The following is a 16,387-nucleotide window of genomic DNA, read 5'->3' as shown; positions in this document are numbered from 1 at the left end:
TGTCACATCCGCGGCCGGGCGTCTTCCCCTCGCACATACGATGGACAGGGTCCCTACCCGGTCCTGTCTGTCGTAGCTGAGGAGAAGACGTGGCTGACGAGCTCACCCCGGAGACCCCGGAAGAAGAGCAGCCCAAGGAGACGCACAAGCCGCGCAAGAACGGGCTCTACCCGGGCGTCAGCGACGAACTCGCCGAAAACATGCGCACGGGCTGGGCGGACACAGAGCTGCACGGCCTGGAGCCGATCGCCCAGGCCGAGCACACCGCCGCCCGCCGAGCCGCGCTGTCCGCACGCTTCCCCGGCGAGCGCCTCGTCGTGCCCGCCGGCCGGCTGAAGGTCCGCTCGAACGACACCGAGTACCCGTTCCGCGCCTCCACGGAGTACGCGTACCTGACCGGCGACCAGACCGAGAACGGCGTCCTGGTCCTGGAGCCCTCCGGCGAGAGCGGCCACACCGCGACCGTCTACCTGCTGCCCCGCTCCGACCGCGAGAACGGCGAGTTCTGGCTGTCCGGCCAGGGCGAGCTGTGGGTCGGCCGCCGCCACTCCCTCGCCGAGGCCGAGCGGCTCCTCGGCATCCCCGCCAAGGACGTCCGCGAGCTCGCCGACGCCCTCGCCGAAGCGACCGGCCCGGTCCGCGCGGTCCGCGGCCACGACGCGGTCATCGAGAAGGCCCTGACCGACAAGGTCACCGCCGAGCGGGACGAGGAGCTGCGCGTCTACCTCTCCGAGGCCCGCGCGGTGAAGGACGACTTCGAGATCGGCGAGCTGCAGAAGGCCGTCGACTCCACCGTCCGCGGCTTCGAGGACGTCGTGAAGGTCCTGGACAAGGCCGAGGCCACGTCCGAGCGCTACATCGAGGGCACCTTCTTCCTGCGCGCCCGCGTCGAGGGCAACGACGTCGGCTACGGCTCGATCTGCGCCGCCGGCCCGCACGCCTGCACCCTGCACTGGGTCCGCAACGACGGCCCCGTCCGCCCCGGCGACCTGCTGCTCCTCGACGCCGGCGTGGAGACCCACTCCCTCTACACCGCCGACGTCACCCGCACGCTGCCGATCAACGGCACGTACACCGACATCCAGCGCAAGGTCTACGACGCGGTGTACGAGGCCCAGGAGGCGGGCATCGCCGCGGTCAAGCCGGGCGCGAAGTTCCGCGACTTCCACGACGCCGCCCAGCACGTACTGGCCGAGAAGCTCGTCGAGTGGGGCCTGCTGGAGGGCCCGGTCGAGCGCGTCCTGGAGCTGGGCCTGCAGCGCCGCTGGACCCTGCACGGCACCGGCCACATGCTCGGCATGGACGTGCACGACTGCGCCGCCGCCCGCACCGAGGCCTACGTCGACGGCACGCTGGAGCCGGGCATGTGCCTGACCGTCGAGCCCGGCCTGTACTTCCAGGCCGACGACCTGACCGTGCCCGAGGAGTACCGGGGTATCGGCGTCCGCATCGAGGACGACATCCTCGTCACCGAGGACGGCAACCGGAACCTGTCGGCCGGCCTGCCGCGCGCCTCGGCCGAGGTCGAGGACTGGATGGCGCGCCTGAAGGGCTGACGCCGCGGGCCGCTCAACCCCGAACGGGCGGGATCTCGTACGCACTGTCGTACGCAGGTCCCGCCCGTCGGCGTTCCCGCAGCGGCCTCGCCGCCGCTACGAGGCCTTGAGCAGGGCACCCTCGCGCCACTTGAGGATCTTGTCGAAGCTGACCACCGCACCGCGGCCCGGCCGGTTGCGGAACCGCACGTGGTCCGCGAGCTCCTCGATCAGCCACATCCCGCGGCCGTTCTCGCGCTCGGACGGCTCCACGGCGTCGCGGGCGTCCCGGGGCGCCGACGCCCGCTCCGGCTGCGCCTCCGGAAAGCCCGGGCCCGAGTCGGTCACCTCGATCCGGCAGCGGTCCCCGTCGAGGTACGCCGTGACGCGGTAGCCGGAGTGCGCCTCCGGGAGCGGATCACCGCCGTGGCCGGCGGGCTGCGCCGGTCCGCCGTGCTCCACCGCGTTGGCGCAGGCCTCGCTCAGCGCCACCGACAGCTCGAAGGAGATGTCCGGATCCACCCCCGCGGTCTCCATGGTTCTCAGCAGCAGCCGCCGGGCGAGCGGCACGCTCGCGGCTTCGCGCCTCAAGTGGAGAGACCACCAGATGCTCATACGGGTACCTATTGCCGCCCACGGCGGACCGTAAGCCCCCGACCGCCTCCGGAGCCCTCATTCGGCCGATGCGGCTCATGCGGGGGCGTTGTATGCGCACGGGGTCGTGGGCTCCCTCCGGCCGTGGTGTCGTGGGCACGCTCCGGTTCGTCGGCACACTCCAGTCGCAGGCGCACTCCGGCTGTGGGCGCACCCCGGCCCCGCGAACCTGACGGCCTTGCGGACCTGCCGTAGGGAGGGCGTGAGTGCAGTGCGATGATGGCCCGGCCATGACTGTCCCCCACACGACGCCCGCCGGAGCCGGTCTCCGGCTGCTCCGGGCCGCGGTGTTCACCGCGGTCTGCGTCGTGCTGTCGGCGGGCGGGCACGCCCTGGCGTCCTGCGCCACCGTGCCCTGGTGGGCCCTCGCCCTCGGCTTCCTGGCCGTGCTCGCCGTCGCCGCCCCGCTCGCGGGCCGCCGACGCTCGCTGCCCGGGATCGCCGCGGGACTCGCCGTCGGCCAGCTGGGCCTGCACGCCGTGTTCGGCCTCGGCCAGCACAGCGCCGCGGCCGCACAGGCGAGCACCCCCTCCGACACCTCGCTCGCGGCGCTCGCCGCGCAGCTGGTGTGCGGGGGCAACTCGGTCCCGCTGACCCCGTCCGACGCCCGGCAGATCCTGGAGGCCGCCGGACTCGACCCGGCCGCCCTCGCCGCCCAGGCGGCGGTCCAGGGGCACCTCGGCCACGCCCACATGGCACAGGCCTCCGCCGCTCCGGCCACCGGCCTGTTCAGCCCCGGCATGCTCCTCGGCCACCTGCTGGCCGCGCTCGCCGCGGGCTGGCTGCTCGGGCGCGGCGACGCCGCCCTGTTCCGGCTGGTCGAGCTGTCGCGCGGCAGTGCGGCGGTGGACCCGGTGCGCCCGCTGCGCGCCGCGCTGGCTTTCGTACGGGCGCTCGCGGCCGGGCTTGCGGGCGCACCCGCCCGGGGTCGGCAGGCTCCGCGGACCGCGTCCGAGCCGGCTCCGTACACCGGCAGGGAAACGCTCCAGCACACGGTGGTCCGGCGCGGGCCGCCCGCGGCCTTCGCCCTCGCAGCCTGACGCGGCACCCCTGATCCCCGGAGCACCCGGGGCGCTGGTGCCGCGGAATCCGCGCGCGCCCGCGTGCGGTGCCACCGTCACCCTGCCTCTGGAGTGTTCCGCCATGAAGACCTCGAAGACCTCGCGCGTCTCCCTCGCCGCCGCCCTTGCCGCCGGAGCCGTCCTCGTCCTGTCCGGTCCCGCCTTCGCGCACGTCAGCGTGCAGCCCGGGGAGGCCGCGAAGGGCGGCTACGCCACCTTGAACTTCAAGGTCCCGAACGAGCGCGACAACGCGTCTACCACGCAGCTTGAGGTCAATTTCCCGACCGACCAGCCGCTGTCGTCCGTGATGCCGCAGGACATCCCCGGCTGGACCGTCACGGTCGAGAAGACCAAGCTCGACAAGCCGCTGACCGTGCACGGCAAGCAGATCAACGAGGCCGTCACCAAGGTGACCTGGAGCGGCGGCAAGATCGAGCCGGGCAAGTTCCAGCAGTTCCCGGTCTCCGTCGGCAAGCTGCCGGACAACGCCGACCAGATGGTCTTCAAGGCGATCCAGACGTACGACAACAACGAGGTCGTCCGGTGGATCGAGGAGGCCAAGGAGGGTGCGGCCGAGCCGCAGAACCCGGCGCCCGTCCTGAAGCTGACGGCCGCCAAGGCCGCCGACGGCCACCACGACGACGCCAAGAAGCCGGCCGACTCCGACGACCACGCCAAGGAAGGCCACGAGGAGGCCGCTGCCAAGAGCGGCTCCGACACGACGGCGCGCGCCCTCGGCATCGCCGGCATCGTCGTCGGCCTCGGCGGTCTCGCGTTCGGTATCGCCTCGCGCCGCCGCGCCTCCTGACCCGGCGCCCTCCGGGGCCGTATCCAGAAACATCCGCACAGCCGGGGGCCCGGCGCGGCCGGAAGCGGGACTGCCCGCGTCCGCGGCGCCGCCCTGCCCGGCCGTGCATCCGCACACAACCCCCGATCCCAGGGACATCCTCACCATGCGCACCACACGTGTGACGACGGTCGCCGCCCTCCTCGCGGCGGCCGCGCTCACCCTCACCGCCTGCGGCGGCGAGCCCGCCGCCAAGACCCCCGCGGTCACCCAGCTCACCGGCCAGTCCGAGCCCGGCCGGGCGACCGTCCTCGACCGGCCCTTCGACAAGCCGGAACTCGTGCTCACGGACACCACGGGCAAGCCGTGGAACCTGCGCGAGCAGACCAAGGGCAAGCCGACGCTCATCTACTTCGGCTACACCAACTGCCCCGACGTGTGCCCTCTGACAATGAGCAACATCGCCGTCGCCAAGAAGGCACTGCCCACGGCGGACCAGGACAACCTCCGGGTCGTCTTCGTCACCACCGACCCCGAGCGCGACACCCCCGAATCCCTCGGTGCCTGGCTCAAGGCCCAGGACCCGTCCTTCATCGGGCTGACGGGGGACTTCCCCACGATCCAGGCCGCCGCGCGCAAGCTCGGCATCGGCATCGACCCCGCCAAGAAGGAGGCCGACGGCAAGGTCGTCTCCATGCACGGTGCCCAGGTCATCGCGTTCTCGCCCAAGACCGACGAGGGCTACGTCCTCTACGGCGAGGGCACGACCGTCGACGACTACACCAAGGACCTGCCGAAGATCGCCAAGGGGGAGAACCCGTGAACCGCCGCACCATCCGCACCCTGGCCACCGCCCTCTCCGTGACGGCTGCCCTGGCCATATCCGGCTGCTCCTCGGACTCCGGCTCCGGCTCCGATTCCGGCGGCAAGGCCGCAGCGGACAAGCCGAAGCCGACGGTCAGCGGTGCGTTCATGCCCGAACCGGTCAACGACAAGATGGCCGGCGCCTTCATGGTCATCAAGAACGACTCCAAGACCGCCGACAAGCTCACCGCCGTCACCAGCCCGCTCTCCGACGACCTGCAGATCCATGAGACCAAGGACCAGAAGATGCAGCAGGTCCCGTCCATGGACCTGCCGGCGAACGGCGAACTGAAGCTGGAGCGCGGCGGCAACCACATCATGTTCATGGGGCTCAAGGACAAGCCGAAGGTCGGCGACAAGGTCACCATCGAGCTGCGCTTCGAGAAGGCCGACCCGGTCAAGGTCGAACTGGACGTGAAGGAACGGACGTACCAGGCCCAGAACACCAACGCCCACTGACGGACCGAGGGACTGACACGCCATGACGGCCACCGCCCCCGCCCCTTCCACGGCCCGCGACCGGGCCGCGGCGATCCTGCCGCGGCTCGCGCTGGTCCTCGCAGCCCTGTTGGCGAGCCTGTTCACCGCGGCCGGCCCGGCCGCGGCGCACGCCGCACTCACCGCGAGCGACCCCAAGGACGGAGCGGTGGTCGCCACGGCCCCCGCCCAGGTGACCCTGTCCTTCTCGGAGCAGGTCGCCATGGGCGGCGACTCCATCCGCGTCCTGGACCCCCAGGGCAAGCGGGTGGACACCGGCGAACTGCGGGACATGTGCAGCGGATCCACCGTCCGGTACGGCACCGCCCTGCACTCCGGGCTGCCCGACGGCACCTACACCGTCGCCTGGCAGGCCGTCTCCGCGGACAGCCACCCCGTCTCCGGTGCCTTCACCTTCTCCATCGGCGCCCCCTCGGCCACCAGCGTCTCGCTCCCCTCCCGCGAGGCGGGAGGCGGGCCCGTCGGCATCGCGTACGGCATCGCCCGCTACGCCGCCTACGCCGGCTTCACCGTCCTGGTGGGCGCCTCCGCCTTCATCCTGCTGTGCTGGCGCCGGGGCGCCGCCGAGCGGCCGCTGCAGAAGCTCGTCCTGCGCGCCTGGGTCACGCTCACCGCCGCCACCCTCGCGATGCTGGTGCTGCGCACCCCGTACACCGGGTCCGGGAAGTTCGCCGACGTGCTCGACCTCGACGGCCTGCGGGCAGTCCTGGGGACCAAGACCGGTGCCTCCCTGGTGTCGCGGCTGCTGCTGCTGGGCGCCGCCGCGCTGTTCCTCGCCGTCCTGTTCGGCGCGTACGCGCGCCGGCAGGCCGGCGAGAGCGGGACCGTCGGCACCGGCGCCGAGGACGAGACAGACGCAGAGAAGAACAAGGAGAAGGACAAGGAGACCGGCGACCTGGAGTTCGGGCTCGGGATCGGCGGGGCCGTCGTCGCCGGCGGCATCGCCGCGACCTGGGCCCTGTCCGAGCACGCCTCCACCGGCATCCAGCCCGGTATCGCCATGCCGGCCGACATCCTGCACCTGCTGGCCGTCGCCGCCTGGCTCGGCGGACTCACCGCGCTCCTCGTCGCACTCCACAAGGTGCCCGGAATGGAGCGCGAGGCGGTCCGGCGCTTCTCCCGGGTCGCCTTCACCAGCGTCGTCGTCCTCACGATCACCGGCCTCTACCAGTCCTGGCGCCAGGTCGGCAGCTGGTCGGCGCTGACCGGAACCTCCTACGGGCGGCTGCTGCTGATCAAGGTCGGCCTCGTCGCCGTTCTCGTCGGGATCGCCTACGTCTCGCGGGGCTGGACCGCACGGCTGGCCCAGGTATCTGCCGCGCGGCCGGTCGAGGTCGGCGCACCGGCGGGCCGTGTCTCCGCCCCGGCCACCGCTGGGAGCACCTCCGGTGAAGCGGCCCTGGCCGATGTTTCACGTGAAACGGACTCCGCCGACGTTTCACGTGAAACATCCCCCACCGAGGAAGCCGCCCTCGAGGAAGCCGCCCCCGAGGACCCGAAGCGGGCCGCGCAGCTGGCCCGGCAGCGGGCGGCGCGCGAGAACGCACGGGAGCGGCAGGCCCGCGACGCCGATCCGAACCGGGCCGGCCTGCGCCGCTCGGTTCTCGCCGAGGCCGCGGTGGCCGTCGTCCTGCTCGCCGTGACCACCGTGCTCACCGGTACCGAGCCCGGGCGTACCGCGCAGAAGGAGGCGGGGCGCAGTTCCGGCGCGGCCTCCACGGCGGTCCCCGACCGTGCGGTCAAGGTGACGCTGCCGTTCGACACCGGCGGCCCCAGCGGCAAGGGATCGGTGCGGCTGGAGCTCGACCCGGGCCGGGTCGGCGCCAACACCCTCCACCTCTGGGTGGAGTCCCCCGAGGGCGGGCCGCTCGACGTCCCGGAGCTCAAGGTGGCCTTCACCCTGCCCGCCAAGGACATCGGCCCCCTCCCGCTCGTTCCCGAGCGGGCGACGCCGGGACACTGGAGTGCCTCCGGAGTGCAGCTGCCGCTCACCGGGGAATGGCGGATCGACGTGACCGTCCGCACATCCGACATCGACCAGACGACCGTCCAGAAGACCGTGAAGATCGGCTGACCAGCGTGAGCGAGAGCAACCCCCACATCGACATCTCCCGCCGCCGGCTGCTGGGCACCGTGGGTGCCGCAGGCGCCACCGGGCTCGCGCTGGGTGCGACGGGCGGCGCGCTGGTGCACTCCGCGCTCGGCGACGCGCCGGCCGGAGCCTCCGGCGCGGCGGGAGGCCTGGCCTCGGTGGGTGCCACCCGGGTCGCCTTCCACGGCGAGCGCCAGGCCGGCATCACCACGCCCCTCCAGGCCAAGGGCCACGTCCTCGCCTTCGACCTGGCGCCCGGCGCCGGCCGCAAGGAGGCCGCCGCCCTGCTGCGACGCTGGTCCGAGACGGCCCGCCGGCTGATGGCCGGTGAGACTGCACCGACAGCGGATTCGGGCATCGCCCTCGACTCCGGGCCGTGCTCGCTCACCGTCACCTTCGGGTTCGGCCACTCCTTCTTCGAGCGCACCGGGCTCACGGACCGTCGGCCCACGGCGCTGGACCCGCTGCCGGACTTCTCCGCCGACCAGCTCGATCCCCAGCGCAGCAACGGCGACCTGTGGGTGCAGATCGGCGCCGACGACGGCCTCGTCGCCTTCCACGCGCTGCGCGCGCTGCAGAAGGACGCCGGGGACGCCGCCCGGGTGCGCTGGCAGATGAACGGCTTCAACCGCTCTCCCGGGGCCACCGCCTCCCCGATGACCGCCCGCAACCTGATGGGCCAGGTCGACGGGACCGCGAACCCCAAGCCGGCGGACCCCGACTTCGACAAGCGGATCTTCGTGCCCGCGGCCGGGCCGGGCCCTGCCGCGCACGCGTGGATGGGCGGGGGCTCGTACGCCGTCGTGCGGCGCATCCGGATGCTGCTGGATGCCTGGGACCAGCAGAGCCAGGCCCAGCAGGAGCAGGTCATCGGCCGGACGAAGGCCAACGGAGCGCCTCTGAGCGGCGGCACCGAGACCACCGCGATGGATCTCGACAAGCTGGGCCCCGACGGGAAGACCGTCATCGCCGCCAATGCGCACGCCCGGATCTCCGCGCCCGCGCAGAACGGCGGGGCCGCCATGCTCAGGCGCCCCTTCTCCTTCCACGACGGGATCGCGGCGGACGGCACCCCCGACGCGGGGCTGCTGTTCATCTGCTGGCAGGCGGACCCGCTGCGCGGTTTCGTGCCGGTGCAGCGCAAGCTCGACCGCGGGGACGCCCTGTCGGCGTTCATCCGGCACGAGTCCAGCGGCCTGTACGCGGTGCCGCCCGGCCCGCGTGAAGGGGAGTACGTGGGGCAGCGGCTGCTCGAAGGGTGAACAGCACCCCTCGGGCCGGGGGCCCGGCATTAGGCTGATCGCATGTCGGCCACCCGCTTCACGTATCTCGGTCCCGAGGGCACCTTCACCGAAGCCGCCCTCCGCACGCTGCCGGAAGCCGCGACCCGGGAGCTCGTCCCGATGGTGTCGGTGGCCTCCGCCCTGGATGCCGTGCGCAACGGGGAGGCTGCGGCCGCCTTGGTGCCGATCGAGAACTCGGTGGAGGGCGGTGTCACCGCCACGCTGGACGAGCTGGCCTCGGGCGAGCCGCTGATGATCTACCGCGAGGTGCTGCTGCCAATCGCGTTCGCGCTGCTCGTGCGGCCGGGCACCGCGCTGTCGGACGTGAAGACCGTCACCGGGCACCCGGTCGCCCAACCGCAGGTGCGCAACTGGCTGCGGGCGAACCTGCCCGACGCGGTATGGGAGTCGGCCGCGTCGAACGCCGACGGGGCCCGGCTGGTCCAGGAGGGCCGCTTCGACGCCGCCTTCGCGGGCGAGTTCGCGGCGGCCACCTACGGGCTCGTCCCGCTGGTCACGGAGATCCATGACGCGGAGAACGCGGAGACGCGCTTCGTGCTCGTGGGCCGCCCCGCCCGACCGGCCGCCCCGACGGGCGCCGACAAGACCTCCGTGGTGCTGTGGCTCGGCGACGACCACCCCGGTGCGCTGCTGGAACTGCTCCAGGAGTTCGCCGTGCGGGGGGTCAATCTGATGCTGATCCAGTCGCGGCCGACGGGGGAGGGAATCGGCAACTACTGCTTCGCCGTGGATGCCGAGGGCCACATCTCGGACCGCCGCGTCAGCGAGGCGCTGATGGGACTGAAGCGGACCTGTCCCCAGGTTCGCTTCCTGGGCTCCTATCCGCGGGCGGGCGTCACCCGCAGTGAGGTCCGGGCCCCGCGGCCCGGGACGTCGGACGGTGACTTCACGGCCGCTTCGGACTGGCTGACACGCTGCCTCGACGGCCGGCCGTAGCCGCCTCCGGCGGTTCTCCACTGTCCACAGAGTTATCCACAGGGCGAGATGCGGACCTGTGGACTAGTCGACAGTTGAGCCCGGCAAGGTCGACAAATCGGTCGGCGAGCCCAGGTTTCGCGCTGAAGAGCGGAAGGTGAACGGCGTCACCCGCGCATCACCGATGAACTCTTAGGGGCGAGGCATTCCCACCCGAATGAGTGTGTGGAGCCGGTTTGAACCCTGATTCGTTCCGGCCGCCAGGTGAACGGGATTGATCTCATTCCGTGTCCACAGATGCGGCGCACAGCCTGTGGACAACTCGGTGGGCTGGGCGTTTCCTGTGGACAAGGTGAGAGCTCCGACGCCCACCCAGAGGGGCGGGATGCTCGGATTGTTCCCCTTTCCGGGGAATGGGGCATTCTTTGTCGACGATTCGGGAGGGCCCACTTCCGGCCAGTCGATCAGAGTTTTCCATTCTCGGCAATTAGGACATAGCGACACGCAGCGTGATATCGGTGTGAGTCCTGGAAGCCCAGACCGGTAGCCTGGAGGGGTGATTGACCTTCGGCTGCTCCGTGAAGACCCTGACCGTGTCCGCGCCTCGCAGCGCGCCCGTGGAGAGGACGTCGAGCTCGTCGACGCCGTGCTCTCCGCCGATGAGCGCCGCAGGTCCTCCGGCATGCGCTTCGACGAACTGCGCAATGAGCAGAAGTCGCTCGGCAAGCTCATCCCCAAGGCCTCCCCGGAGGAGCGGGCCGAGCTGCTGAAGAAGGCGGAGCAGCTCAAAACCGACGTCAAGGCCGCGGAGGCCGAGCAGAACGAGGCCGACGACGCGGCCCGCACCCTGCTCCTCAAGCTCGGCAACGTCGTCCACCCCGACGTGCCGGTCGGCGGCGAGGAGGACTTCACCGTCCTCGAGACGCACGGCACGATCCGCGACTTCGCTGCCGAGGGATTCGAGCCCAAGGACCACCTGGAGCTCGGCGAGGCGCTCGGCGCCATCGACGTCGAGCGCGGCGCCAAGGTGTCGGGCTCGCGCTTCTACTACCTCACCGGTGTCGGCGCCCTGCTGGAGCTGGCCCTGGTCAACGCCGCCATCGCGCAGGCCACCGAGGCCGGCTTCATCCCGATGCTCACCCCCGCGCTGGTCCGTCCGCGCGCCATGGAGGGCACCGGCTTCCTCGGCCAGGCCGCGGAGAACGTGTACCACCTGGAGAAGGACGACTTCTACCTGGTCGGCACCTCCGAGGTCCCCCTCGCCGCGTACCACATGGACGAGATCATCGACGCCGAGAAGCTGCCGCTGCGCTACGCCGGCTTCTCCCCGTGCTTCCGCCGCGAGGCCGGTACGTACGGCAAGGACACCCGCGGCATCTTCCGCGTCCACCAGTTCGACAAGGTCGAGATGTTCTCGTACGTCGCGCCGGAGGACGCCGAGGCCGAGCACGCCCGCCTGCTCGCCTGGGAGAAGCAGTGGCTGACCAGCCTCGAGCTGCCGTTCCAGGTGATCGACGTCGCCACCGGTGACCTCGGCGCCTCCGCCTCGCGCAAGTTCGACTGCGAGGCGTGGATCCCGACCCAGGGCAAGTACCGCGAGCTGACCTCCGCCTCGAACTGCGACGGCTTCCAGGCCCGCCGCCTGTCGATCCGTGTCCGCGACGGCAAGAAGACCCAGCCGCTCGCCACGCTGAACGGCACCCTGTGCGCCGTGCCGCGCACGATCGTCGCGATCCTGGAAAACCACCAGCAGGCCGACGGCTCCGTGCACGTGCCCCCGGTCCTGCGTCCCTACCTGGGCGGCCGCGAGGTCCTGGAGCCGATCACCAAGTGAGCCCGGCCCCGTTCCCGTACAAGCTCGTCGCGACCGACCTCGACGGCACTCTGCTGCGTGGCGACGACACCGTTTCGGAACGCACCCGTGAGGCGCTCGTCGCGGCCACCGCGGCGGGCGCGGTGCACATCATCGTCACGGGCCGGGCCGTGCCCTGGACCCGGAGCGTGCTCGACGACCTCGGCTACCGGGGGATCGCGGTGTGCGGGCAGGGCGCCCAGGTCTACGACGCGGGGGCGCATCGGCTGCTGACCTCGGTGACCCTGGACCGGCAGCTCGCCGGGCTGGCACTGGCGAAGCTGGAGGCCGAGGTGGGCCCGCTGGCCCTCGCGGCCAGCCGCGACGGGCTCGACGGCGACGTGCTGCTCGGGCCGGGCTACCGGGTACAGGGGGGCCTTCCGGCCCGCTACCTGGACGACACCGCGGCCATGTGGTCGGCTCCGCTGAACAAGCTGTACATCCAGCACCCGGAGCTGGACGACGACGCGCTGGTCAAGGTGGCCCGCGAGACGGTCGGCTCCCTCGTGGACATCGTCATGGCGGGCCCCGGGATAGTGGAGATCCTTCCGCTGGGGCTCACCAAGGCCACGGGCCTGTCCCTGGCCGCACGCCGGCTGGGGGTCAAGGCGGCCGAGACGATCGCCTTCGGCGACATGCCCAACGACATACCGATGTTCGGCTGGGCGGCGCACGGCGTGGCGATGGCCAACGCCCATGCGGAGCTCAAGGCGGTGGCGGACGAGGTGACGACCTCCAACGAGGAGGACGGCATCGCGGTCGTCCTGGAGCGCCTGCTCGGCGCCGCATGAGGCTTGGGCGGCCGCGGCGTCATCGCCGCGGCCGTCATGCACGAGGGTCCGGGGCAGCCCGCGCCGCAGGGCGCGCTCGAAGTGGCTGCCCCGGACCTTTTGTTACTCCCCGCACGACTCACTCTGCCCCTGCCCGAAGCGCCGTACCAGCGATTTTCTCCGTACGTCAGCCGTGGCGCCGGCGCCGCCAGTAGGCGACGGTCACAACGGCGAGCAGCGGCCCCCACAGCACCAGGGGCGCATAGCAGAAGGTCATCACCCAGGCCGCGGTTCCGGTCGGAGCATCTGCCGCCGCCATCGCGTCGTCCCAACGCCACAGGCCCGGGAAAGTGATCAGCGTGACGGCCGCAGCGCCGACCGAGGCCGGGATGACCGCGGCGAGGGGCGGGATGCCGCGCCCGCCCAGCCACGGGACCCAGTGCGGCAGCACCTCGCCCCAGCGCTGGACCAGTCCGAGGCTGAGCAGGCCCAGGCATTCGGCGAAGAGGGTCAGGCCCACCAGGTAGAAGGAAGTGGGGCCGGGGAAATGATCGACGTGCAGCGGGTTGCCGGGCTTGAAGCCGGACGGCACGCCGACGGCGACCGCCAGCCGCCACAGGCCGCTCGGCACCAGCGTGAGCGCGGCGGCCCTGGCCACCCACACCAGCGGCCGGCTGACGCCCTCGGCCGGGTCGGTGGCAGCGGGCCGGGGCGGGATGGGCATGGCGCTGGCGGTGGGCGCGGACATCGTGGACTCCGTTCGGCGGGGCGGCGGTTGCTGCCTCAAGGCTCGACCGACGCTGCCACCGGCCGCCATCCGCCGATCGGCACGGCCAAGGCCTTCCCGGGGCGGCTCCCGTCTGCCGAACGGCAGATGGTCGGGGCGAGCCGGGGCTCGTAGGGTCGCGGGCATGTCCCTGAAGCTGCGTGCCTGCCCCCTGTACGCCCCGCTGACCGCCGTCACCGGCGTGCTCTGCCTGGGCTGTTCGGTGGCCGGGGCGCCCGCGGCCTGGCTGCTGGCCGGGGCCGTGCTGCTGCTGCCGCTGCTCGCGCTGGCGGCCCGGTGGGCTCCCCCGCGCCGGGCGGTGTCCGCCTGTGCGGTGGGCGTGGCCGGCGTCGCGCTGTGGCCGGTGCCGTTCCTGCTGGACTCGGGGGCGGACTTCGCCTCCGACGGCGGGTGGGCGCGGTGGCTGGAGATGGCCGGGGCCGCGGCGTTCTGGTCGCTGCCCGCGCTCGGCGCCGTGGCCGTCGGCGGGTACCTGCGCTTTCAGGCGGCTCGGGTGCGGCAGGCGGTCCGGGAGGCCCGGCGGGACCAGCAGCTGGAACTGGCCCGGGATCTGCACGACTTCGTGGCCCACGACGTCAGCGCCATCGTCGTCCAGGCTCAGGCGGCCCGGTTCGTGGCCGACAGCGATCCGGGCCGGGCCCTGCCCGCCCTGCAACGCATCGAGGCGGCGGGCCTGAGCGCACTGGCCTCCATGGACCGCACGGTGCACGCCCTGCGGGCGGCGGGCGGCGGCCCCACGACCCCGGCGCCGGGGCTGGATGCCCTGCCGGAGCTCGTGGGGCGGTTCGAGGGCGCGGCGCTGGAGGCCGCGCCGGAGGCAGCGGGCGCGCTCTCGCGCGAGGCGGACGCCGCCGCGTACCGGGTGGCGGTGGAGGCACTCACCAACGTACGCCGCCACGCGCCCGGGGCTCGGGCGGTACGGGTGGAGGTGCGCCGGGCCGGGACGGGGACGGAGCTGGCCGTGTCGAACAGCGCGCCCGCGCGCGGGTCCCGCAGCCTGCTGGGCCGGTGGCGCCACGGCGGGGGCACGGGTCTGGCCGGGCTGCGGGAGCGCGTGGAGGCGGCAGGCGGCACGCTGGACGCAGGCCCGGACGGTACGGGCGGATGGCGGGTTCTCGCGGTGTTCCCTGCCGTGGACCGGGGCGACGGGTGATCATGGCGCCGTGACCACACGCATCCTGATAGCCGACGACCAAGAGGACATCCGCAGCGGCTTCCGGCTGATCCTCGACTCGCAGCCGGACATGACCGTGGTGGGGGAGGCCGCCGACGGGGAGAGCGCGGTGGCGCAGGCTCGGGCGCTGCGGCCGGACGTGGTGCTCGCGGACATCCGGATGCCGCGGCTGGACGGACTGGAGGTGACCCGCCGCCTCTCGCCGCAGACCCGGGTCGTGGTGGTCACCACCTTCGACCAGGACGAGTACGTGCAGACGGCACTGCGCCACGGGGCCTGCGGCTTCCTGCTGAAGCGGTCGGGGCCGACCCTGCTGATCGAGGGGGTGCGGGCGGCGATGGCCGGGGACACCCTGATCAGCCCGCAGATCACGGTACGGCTGCTGAGCCGGCTCGCCCCGGCCCGGCCCGCGGTGCCCCGGGCGGATGCGGCCCATCCGCTGACCGGGCGGGAGGTGGAGATCGTACGGCTCGTGGCGCGGGGGCTGACCAACGCGGAGATCGGCGCCGAGCTGTACATCAGCGCGGGGACGGCGAAGACGCACATCGCGAACGTGCAGGCGAAGGTCGGTGCGCGCAACCGGGTGGGGATCGCCGCGTGGGCCTGGGAGCACGGGGTGGTGCGGGCGGAGGACCGCGAGGTCTAGCCGGCTCGCCATGTTTCACGTGAAACAGCGGCTGTCGGCGGAGGGTGGCGGGTGAGCGGCCAGGCGAGCAGGCCGACGGCGAGCGAGATGGCATGCCCGAGGTCGGTGAACGTGCTGCCGGTCAGGAGCGGGATCCCGTAGAAGGCGACGGCTCCGGCGAGGTAGAACCACCGCACCGGGCTGGGCAGGTGGTAGGTCAGCACGCCGATGGAGGCGGCCAGGCCGTAGGAGACGCCGACGTCGACGACGTGGACCATGCTCTGCGGTGCCCGGTGGTCCTGGATGGCCGTCAGAACGACCTTCTGGCTGATCAGGGTGGCCGTGATGTGCGCGGTGGCGACGATGGCGAGCCAGCGCAGGGTGCCGAGCCAGCGTTCGACGGGGGCGTGGAAGAGCTCGAAGAGGACCGCGTACAGGACGAGCGAGGCCGGGTTCTCGATCCAGAAGGCGCTGGAGAGCAGGGCCCGTACGGGGTGTCTGGTCAGCTCGTGGATGTTGCTGCTGTGCCGGTGAAGCAGCACGTGTTCGAGATGGTCGGGGGCGATCACGACGATGAGGCTGGTGATGGCGATGACGAGCAGCCATATGTGCGTGCCGGGCGAGGAGCGTATCCAGGACCGTACGGGCCTGGACGGCTCGGGCTCGGCGTGCTCCGTCATGCACCGATCATGCCTCGGACGGCCGTGCCCCGCCCGGCCGGTGGGCCGGGCGGGGCACGGGCTGCGGGGCCGGTGCGGCCGGTTCTACTCCTCGCCCGCCAGGGTGAGGCGGCGCAGCTTCTGGCCGGCGTAGAGGGTGGCGCCGACGGTGACCACCGACAGCAGGACCACCGCTGTGGGCAGGCCGACGGTGGCGTCGACGTAGCCTTCGCCGGCGACCTTCTCGGCCAGGGCCAGGGCCCACTGCTGGACGCTGAGGGTCTTCGCGCCGGAGACCAGGCTGCCGAAGAGCGACTCCCAGATCAGGGCGTAGACGAGACCGAAGACCACCGCGTGTCGGCTGACCGTGCCCAGCAGCAGGAACAGGGCGCTGTAGGCGATGGAGGCGACGAGGGCGGCGACGGTGTAGGCGACGGCGATCTGCTGGCCGTTGCCGTTGAGGATGAAGCCGGCGACCAGCGTGGGGATGGCGGAGAAGGCCATGGTGACGGCGATCGCGACGGTCAGCTTGGTGAGGATGATCGTCGGCCGCTTCACGGGCTTGGAGAGCAGGTAGACGATCGAGCCGTCGTCGATCTCGGGGCCGATGGCTCCGGTGCCGGCGATGACGCCGATCAGCGGGACCATGGTCGCGAGGGCGAAGCCGCCCAGCAGATCGGCGGCGATCTTGTCGTGCGCGCCGGGGGGGGCGCGGCCGGCGCCCGGGTTGTAGAAGAGCACGGCGGGGCGCGCGGAGAGGGTCGGCGCGCGGGGGCGGGCGAGCAGGGGGGGGTTGGTGTGGCGGGGGCC

16 protein-coding genes are annotated in these 16,387 nt (G+C 72.4%); 12 read left to right on the top strand and 4 right to left on the bottom strand.

Annotated elements, in window-relative coordinates; translation table 11 throughout:
• Nucleotides 1–89: 89 nt before the first annotated feature.
• Nucleotides 90–1,556: an aminopeptidase P family protein gene (locus AB0F11_RS09890; protein WP_362170245.1), complete on the top strand. Its 1,467-nt coding sequence runs from the start codon at nucleotides 90–92 to the stop codon at nucleotides 1,554–1,556.
• Between the two features lie 96 nt (nucleotides 1,557–1,652).
• Here the strand turns inward: AB0F11_RS09890 and AB0F11_RS09885 are convergent, their stop codons facing one another.
• Nucleotides 1,653–2,150, bottom strand: a complete 498-nt coding sequence (locus AB0F11_RS09885) for an ATP-binding protein (RefSeq protein ID WP_362170243.1) — start codon at nucleotides 2,148–2,150, stop codon at nucleotides 1,653–1,655.
• A gap of 269 nt (nucleotides 2,151–2,419) precedes the next feature.
• On the opposite strand from AB0F11_RS09885, the gene AB0F11_RS09880 reads away from it, so the two are divergent.
• The 9 genes from AB0F11_RS09880 to AB0F11_RS09840 all read left to right on the top strand — a co-directional run bounded on the left by AB0F11_RS09880 (nucleotide 2,420) and on the right by AB0F11_RS09840 (nucleotide 12,353).
• Nucleotides 2,420–3,229, top strand: coding sequence for a hypothetical protein (locus AB0F11_RS09880; RefSeq protein ID WP_362170241.1), 810 nt, complete (start codon nucleotides 2,420–2,422; stop codon nucleotides 3,227–3,229).
• Between the two features lie 103 nt (nucleotides 3,230–3,332).
• Nucleotides 3,333–4,058 (top strand): YcnI family protein, encoded by a 726-nt coding sequence (locus AB0F11_RS09875; RefSeq protein WP_362170239.1) that lies wholly within the window; start codon nucleotides 3,333–3,335, stop codon nucleotides 4,056–4,058.
• Between the two features lie 145 nt (nucleotides 4,059–4,203).
• On the top strand, nucleotides 4,204–4,860 hold the full coding sequence (locus tag AB0F11_RS09870; RefSeq protein ID WP_362170237.1) for an SCO family protein: 657 nt from the start codon (nucleotides 4,204–4,206) through the stop codon (nucleotides 4,858–4,860).
• Entirely contained in the window at nucleotides 4,857–5,360 is a 504-nt protein-coding gene (locus AB0F11_RS09865; protein WP_362170235.1) for a copper chaperone PCu(A)C, read from the top strand. The genes AB0F11_RS09870 and AB0F11_RS09865 overlap by 4 nt, the downstream gene beginning before the upstream one ends.
• A gap of 22 nt (nucleotides 5,361–5,382) precedes the next feature.
• Nucleotides 5,383–7,473, top strand: a complete 2,091-nt coding sequence (locus AB0F11_RS09860) for a copper resistance protein CopC (RefSeq protein WP_362170233.1) — start codon at nucleotides 5,383–5,385, stop codon at nucleotides 7,471–7,473.
• Nucleotides 7,470–8,753 carry an iron uptake transporter deferrochelatase/peroxidase subunit gene (efeB, locus tag AB0F11_RS09855; protein WP_362170456.1) on the top strand — a complete coding sequence of 428 codons (1,284 nt, stop codon included), beginning with the start codon at nucleotides 7,470–7,472 and terminating at the stop codon, nucleotides 8,751–8,753. The genes AB0F11_RS09860 and efeB overlap by 4 nt, the downstream gene beginning before the upstream one ends.
• Before the next feature lie 42 nt (nucleotides 8,754–8,795).
• Entirely contained in the window at nucleotides 8,796–9,731 is a 936-nt protein-coding gene (gene pheA, locus AB0F11_RS09850) for a prephenate dehydratase (RefSeq protein WP_362170231.1), read from the top strand.
• A 535-nt stretch (nucleotides 9,732–10,266) separates the two neighbouring features.
• Nucleotides 10,267–11,544, top strand: a complete 1,278-nt coding sequence (serS, locus tag AB0F11_RS09845; RefSeq protein ID WP_362170229.1) for a serine--tRNA ligase — start codon at nucleotides 10,267–10,269, stop codon at nucleotides 11,542–11,544.
• Nucleotides 11,541–12,353, top strand: coding sequence for an HAD family hydrolase (locus AB0F11_RS09840; protein WP_362170227.1), 813 nt, complete (start codon nucleotides 11,541–11,543; stop codon nucleotides 12,351–12,353). Before serS ends, AB0F11_RS09840 begins: the two co-directional genes overlap by 4 nt.
• A 166-nt stretch (nucleotides 12,354–12,519) precedes the next feature.
• Here AB0F11_RS09840 and AB0F11_RS09835 read toward each other — a convergent pair whose 3' ends face one another.
• Nucleotides 12,520–13,080 (bottom strand): hypothetical protein, encoded by a 561-nt coding sequence (locus AB0F11_RS09835; RefSeq protein ID WP_362170225.1) that lies wholly within the window; start codon nucleotides 13,078–13,080, stop codon nucleotides 12,520–12,522.
• Between the two features lie 163 nt (nucleotides 13,081–13,243).
• Between AB0F11_RS09835 and AB0F11_RS09830 the strand changes: the two genes are divergently transcribed.
• A complete protein-coding gene (locus AB0F11_RS09830; RefSeq protein ID WP_362170223.1) occupies nucleotides 13,244–14,272 on the top strand; it encodes a histidine kinase in 1,029 nt (342 codons plus the stop codon).
• A 10-nt stretch (nucleotides 14,273–14,282) separates the two neighbouring features.
• The gene (locus tag AB0F11_RS09825) at nucleotides 14,283–14,939 is read left to right on the top strand and encodes a response regulator transcription factor (protein WP_362170221.1); all 657 of its coding nucleotides are present in this window, start codon (nucleotides 14,283–14,285) and stop codon (nucleotides 14,937–14,939) included.
• On the opposite strand, the gene AB0F11_RS09820 is transcribed toward AB0F11_RS09825, so the two are convergent.
• Both AB0F11_RS09820 and AB0F11_RS09815 read right to left on the bottom strand, forming a co-directional pair.
• Entirely contained in the window at nucleotides 14,936–15,598 is a 663-nt protein-coding gene (locus AB0F11_RS09820) for a rhomboid-like protein (protein WP_362170219.1), read from the bottom strand. The two genes, AB0F11_RS09825 and AB0F11_RS09820, sit on opposite strands and share 4 nt — an antisense overlap.
• An 84-nt stretch (nucleotides 15,599–15,682) precedes the next feature.
• The gene (locus AB0F11_RS09815) at nucleotides 15,683–16,363 is read right to left on the bottom strand and encodes an ABC transporter permease (RefSeq protein ID WP_362170454.1); all 681 of its coding nucleotides are present in this window, start codon (nucleotides 16,361–16,363) and stop codon (nucleotides 15,683–15,685) included.
• Nucleotides 16,364–16,387 lie beyond the last annotated feature (24 nt).

Source organism: Streptomyces sp. NPDC032472 (assembly GCF_040636955.1).
Taxonomy (GTDB): domain Bacteria; phylum Actinomycetota; class Actinomycetes; order Streptomycetales; family Streptomycetaceae; genus Streptomyces.
Note: the sequence above shows the minus strand (reverse complement) of the source record. Positions and strands in the feature narration are given on the sequence as shown.